Origin of the sequence: Salinibacter sp., assembly GCF_036626415.1 — a bacterium.
GTDB lineage: Bacteria > Bacteroidota > Rhodothermia > Rhodothermales > Salinibacteraceae > Salinibacter.
Genome location: NZ_JAZKRW010000173.1, coordinates 1 through 4,800, shown reverse-complemented (window position 1 = coordinate 4,800; position 4,800 = coordinate 1). Strand labels below are relative to the sequence as shown.

The 4,800-nt window shown below is 66.1% G+C and carries 6 protein-coding genes; 5 read left to right on the top strand and 1 reads right to left on the bottom strand.

Going from position 1 to position 4,800, the window contains the following annotated elements; translation table 11 throughout:
• The 4 genes from V5A20_RS13110 to V5A20_RS13095 form a co-directional block, all read left to right on the top strand.
• The coding region (locus tag V5A20_RS13110) for a GDCCVxC domain-containing (seleno)protein (RefSeq protein WP_332327540.1) at positions 1–191 on the top strand (191 nt) is incomplete at its 5' end.
• A 132-nt stretch (positions 192–323) separates the two neighbouring features.
• Positions 324–1,553 (top strand): permease, encoded by a 1,230-nt coding sequence (locus V5A20_RS13105; RefSeq protein ID WP_332316910.1) that lies wholly within the window; start codon positions 324–326, stop codon positions 1,551–1,553.
• A gap of 173 nt (positions 1,554–1,726) precedes the next feature.
• Positions 1,727–2,287, top strand: coding sequence for a cupredoxin domain-containing protein (locus tag V5A20_RS13100; RefSeq protein WP_332327539.1), 561 nt, complete (start codon positions 1,727–1,729; stop codon positions 2,285–2,287).
• Positions 2,288–2,400: 113 nt separating this feature from the next.
• Positions 2,401–2,775 carry a hypothetical protein gene (locus V5A20_RS13095; RefSeq protein WP_332316908.1) on the top strand — a complete coding sequence of 125 codons (375 nt, stop codon included), beginning with the start codon at positions 2,401–2,403 and terminating at the stop codon, positions 2,773–2,775.
• A gap of 73 nt (positions 2,776–2,848) precedes the next feature.
• On the opposite strand, the gene V5A20_RS13090 is transcribed toward V5A20_RS13095, so the two are convergent.
• Positions 2,849–3,037 carry a hypothetical protein gene (locus tag V5A20_RS13090; RefSeq protein WP_332316907.1) on the bottom strand — a complete coding sequence of 63 codons (189 nt, stop codon included), beginning with the start codon at positions 3,035–3,037 and terminating at the stop codon, positions 2,849–2,851.
• Here V5A20_RS13090 and V5A20_RS13085 point away from each other — a divergent pair.
• A partial coding sequence (locus V5A20_RS13085) for a copper resistance system multicopper oxidase (RefSeq protein WP_332327538.1) occupies positions 3,036–4,800 on the top strand: 1,765 nt, incomplete at its 3' end. The genes V5A20_RS13090 and V5A20_RS13085 overlap by 2 nt on opposite strands.

The following is a 4,800-nucleotide window of genomic DNA, read 5'->3' as shown; positions in this document are numbered from 1 at the left end:
CCACCTCCACCGTCACGTGCCCCGAGTGCGGCGCGGAGACCGAGGCCGAGATGCCAGTCGACGGCTGCCAGTTCTTCTGGGGGTGTCCCGCCTGCGAGACGCTGCTGCGGCCCGAAGAGGGGGACTGCTGCGTGTTCTGTTCGTACGGAACGGCCCCGTGTCCTCCCGTCCAACAAAAGGGGGGGTGCTGAGGGGAATGCGAGTTGTGGATTGATCGAAGGGACGAAACGGACTAAGGCGTGCGTCCCCGAGAGACAGGGGAGGAACCCCAAACGGTTCGAGACGAAAACCCGCGAGTCTTCTCACACCATCGACCGAAGGGGATGACGCACAGTGTTTGGGCGTGGTACGGCGAGGCGGCGAAGACGGCCGTCGGCTTCTTTTGGAAGAGCGGCTGGGCGTTCGTGCTGGGCTACACCATCAGCGCCATGATCCAGTCGTTCGTCCCCAAGGCCCGGCTCACGCAGTACATGGGCCGGCCCGACGCGCAGAGTGTGGGGTTGTCCACCATCTTCGGGGCCGCGTCGTCGTCCTGCTCCTTCGCGGCGCTGGCCGCGGCCCGGTCGCTGGTGGCGAAGGGGGCCCACTTCGTAAGCGCCGTGGCGTTCATGTTTGCGTCCACGAACCTCGTCATCGAGCTGGGCATCCTCATTCTCATCTTTCTGGGGCCGCAGTACCTGGCGGCGGAGATTGTGGGTGGGCTGGTGCTCATCGCCATTTCCAGCCTGCTCATCCGGTGGACGTACCCGACGGACTGGATCGACGCCGCCCGCGAGAAGGTGGAGCGGGAGGCGCCCGAGATGGAGGCAGACTTCGACTGGACGGACCGCATCCGCAGCCGGATGGGCTGGCACATGGTGGGCACGTCCTTCGTCGAGGAATGGAAGATGGTATGGGAGGAGATCCTGATCGGCTTCACGGTGGCGGGCTTCGTGGCGGTGCTCGTGCCACAAAGTTTTTGGGAGGCGCTCTTTCTGACCAACTTCCAAGGCCAGCTCCCGGCGTGGGTCATCGCGCTGGAGAACGCGGTCGTGGCGCCCTTCGTGGCGGCGGCCACCTTTATCGGCTCGATGGGCAACATTCCGCTGGCCACCGTGCTGGCCTCCAACGGCGTGCTCTTTGCCGGCATCATGGGCTTCATCTACTCCGACCTGATGGTCCCCCCGCTCGTGGCGGCCAACGCCGAGTACTACGGCTGGCGCGTGGCGCTCTACATCGCCGGGATCATGTTCGTGAGCATCGTGGCAACCGCGCTGCTGCTGGACGGGGCCTTCGCCCTCGCCGGGTGGACGCCGCAGGGTGCGCGCGAGATTGCGTCCCTCACGCAGTTCAGGATCGACTACACCTTCTGGATGAACGTGGTGTCCGTTGGGGTCGTCGGCGGTCAGATGTACCTCCGCCGTCAGCACCGCCGCATGCACGAGGAGGGCGGGGGACACGATCACGACCACGGTGCGGAGGGGACGTCCCCGAAGCGGATGGTGGTGTACGCCTTCGTCGCCGTCCTGGTCGTCGGACTCGTCGCCTTTGCGGTGACCGGCGGCCCCGCCTAGGCTCTTTTAAGGCCTTGCCCCTGCCCTCGGGCGGATGCCCGCCGTGCAGGTCCTCCGTCTCGTCGTGTCCTCGGCGTCGTCCGGCAATCGCGAGAAACGCAACGTTGGGGGGCGCATAGGACCCGACAGCACATCACTTCTGGCTTTACCCCCAACCGTTTTCCCGCATGCTGATGACTCAGTTCTTCTCGATGCGTCGCCTCGGCCCCAGAATCGTCCTCGCAGTCGGCCTTGCCGTTGTCCTCGCGGCGTTTGGCGGACGTGCGGACGGACTGGCTGCTCCCAGTGACGAACGGAGCCCCGTGGCCGACACGATTCAGGTCACCATGACGGACCACGCCTACGAGCCGTCGGACCTCACCGTGCCGGCCGGGGAGGAGGTGACGCTCCAGTTCGTGAACGAGGGCACCGTTGAGCACTACTTCGTGGTTGGAGAGACCGTTGCGGATTCCGAAGAGGGCTTCGAGCAAAATCTCTTCGACGAGGTTGCGCTCGTGAAAAACAAGGAGACGCCCGAACACGAGGAAGACCAGGAAGAGGAGCACGAAGAGGAAGAAGAGCACCACGAGAATGAGTTTGAGTTGTCGCCCGGTGGCCGTGGCACCCTTACCTTCAGGCTCCCCGCATCGAAGGCCGGCACCTACACCATAGCCTGCTTCGAGACGACAGGGAACCGGGCGCACTACGAGATGGGCATGACGGGCACCCTCACGGTAACGACGGAGGGCCGGTAGACCTCCTTCTGGGCCATCCTTACCCCATCCGGAGCGGCCCGTCCAGAATCCTGGAACCACATACCCGTACCCCCCATATGCATCCGTCCATCTAAGCAACTGTCCCTCGTCCGATGCCCTGCCATCGCCCATCATTTCGGCTCGTTGCGGCCCTGCTCGTGGTCGCCGTGGGGGGCGGGTGGGGCGCAATGGGGGCCTACGCCGCCTGTATGGGTGAGACAGTGCCCCCGTCTCACTGCACGTCCGAGCGGGGGCCTGCACCGTCGTGTAGCGTAGAGGGAGGGAACGCGGCGGCATGCCTCCCCGCCCACGCCAACGCCGTGATGACCGACAGGGCGGAGGTGCTGGGGGGAGGCAGTGGGAGCGTCAGCACATCTCAGCGTCTGTTCGAGTCGACACAGCGCATCTCGACCGCCGACCTCACGCTCTGGCGTCCCGTCCTATACGCCAGTCGTCGCCACGTCCGGATCAGGGTCTGGCGGGAATGAGGTCCGTTCTGGTCGTCCGTACGCGGGACCCGCAGATCTGCTTCCTTAGCTGCTGGGGCTGCGGCCGTCGGGCCTAGACCCGGTCCTGGTGATCTGGGTCCGTGGCTCCTGCTGAGAAGTGGCGGCCGTCCGGCCCACCGGTGGACGCCCCCACCCTCAAAAGGGCGTCCTCTGCCCGATCCGCCCGCACCGACCAGCACGGCGCCCCTCCTACGTCGCCGACAGAGCCGCTCCCACGACTCAGAAAAAGTCCCTCAGCCATGCCCGACCCATCTTCTAACGGAAATACGCAGTTGAGCCCTGCGTCGATCGATCGTCGTGACTTTGTGAAGAGCGCCGGTGCCCTGACGGCCCTGGCCGGCTTGCAGACGCTTTCGCCCGGCTGGGCGCAGGCGTCCCCCAGACCTCCGGCCCGGGCCGGGGTGCAGGCCCTGGAACCGACCCGCCGCGTGGGCAACCGCGTCGAGTACGACCTGGAAATTGCACGCAAGACCTTTGAGGTGGACGGCCGCGAGACACGGGCCATTACCCTGAACGGCACCGTGCCGGGCCCGCTCCTTCGCCTGCAGGAGGGGGAGGAGGTCGTGCTGCGCTACCACAACACCCTCGACGAACCGAGCTCCATTCACTGGCACGGCCTGCTGATTCCCAATCAGTACGATGGGGTCCCCGAGGTGAACTACCCCGGCGTGCCGCCCGGCGAGACGTTTGAGGCGGGGCCCTTTCCGGTGCGCCAGTACGGCACCTACTGGTACCACAGCCACTCCGGCGTGCAGGAGCAGCTCGGCCAGCTTGGGCCGCTCCTCATCGACCCCGCGGGAGAGACGCCGTTCGACTACGACCGCGAGCTGGTGGTCGTCCTTTCGGACTGGACCTTCCAGGATCCCAACCAGATTTACGCCAATCTGAAGAAGGGCGAGGAATACTACAACTTCCAAAAGCGCACGGTCGGGGAGTTTTGGTCCGACGTCTCGGAGCAGGGCTTCTTCAGCGTGCTCAAAGACCGGCTGGCCTGGAAGCGGATGCGGATGAGCCCCACCGACCTGCAGTCCGTCCGGGGCCAGACGTACACGTACCTGATGAACGGCTCGGCCCCCGCCGACAACTGGACCGGCCTCTTCGAACCGGGCGAGCGGGTGCGGCTGCGCGTCATTAATGCCAGCTTCGCCACCATCTTCGACGTGCGCGTTCCGGGCCTGGACATGGACGTGGTACAGGTGAGTGGCCAGAACGTGGAGCCGGTGACCACCGACGAGTTTCGGATCGGGACCGCCGAGCGCTACGACGTGATCGTGGAGCCAAGCGAGGACCGCGCCTACACGGTCTTTGCCGAGTCCCTGAGCCGGAGCGGCTATGCCCGCGGCACCCTCGCGCCGGAGGAGGGCATGGAAGGCCCCGTTCCCGAGGAGCGGGAGCGACCGACGCTCACGATGGCCGACATGGGCATGATGCACGGCGACATGGAGGGCGAGGGCATGGACCCCGACAACATGGACATGAGCGGATCGGGGATGGGGGCGGCGGCCGGCACTGAGGCCTCGTCCGATCCCGAGGCCTCCGGGATGAATCACGGGGATCATGGATCGATGGCGGAGAGGGGGTCCACGGAGGAAGGCAGTCTTCGCCCCCCCGGCACTCTTCCCGAGCCGGTGCGGCACGACCCCGACAACGACCACGGCCCGGCGGAGGCCGGCGTGCCGATGATGACGCGCTCACGGCTCCAGGAGCCGGGCGTGGGCCTTGGGGACGACGGCCGACGCGTGCTCACCTACGACCAGCTCCGGGCGCTCGACGAGAAGGATTCATTCGAGGCGCCGGATCGAGAGATCGAGCTGCACCTGACCGGCAATATGGAGCGGTTCATCTGGTCGATCGACGGCACCACGTTCTCCGACGCGGACCCCGTCCGCATCAATCACGGGGAGCGGACCCGTCTCACCATCGTGAACGACACGATGATGAACCACCCGATGCACCTGCACGGGATGTTTATGGAGCTGGAGAACGGGCAGGGGGAGCGCGCCC

Excerpts from the sequence above, each read along its gene's own strand:
- V5A20_RS13090 (WP_332316907.1), bottom strand. The coding sequence starts at position 3,037 with ATGGCTGAGGGACTTTTTCTGAGTCGTGGGAGCGGCTCTGTCGGCGAC.
- V5A20_RS13095 (WP_332316908.1), top strand. The coding sequence starts at position 2,401 with ATGCCCTGCCATCGCCCATCATTTCGGCTCGTTGCGGCCCTGCTCGTG.
- V5A20_RS13100 (WP_332327539.1), top strand. The coding sequence starts at position 1,727 with ATGACTCAGTTCTTCTCGATGCGTCGCCTCGGCCCCAGAATCGTCCTC.
- V5A20_RS13105 (WP_332316910.1), top strand. The coding sequence starts at position 324 with ATGACGCACAGTGTTTGGGCGTGGTACGGCGAGGCGGCGAAGACGGCC.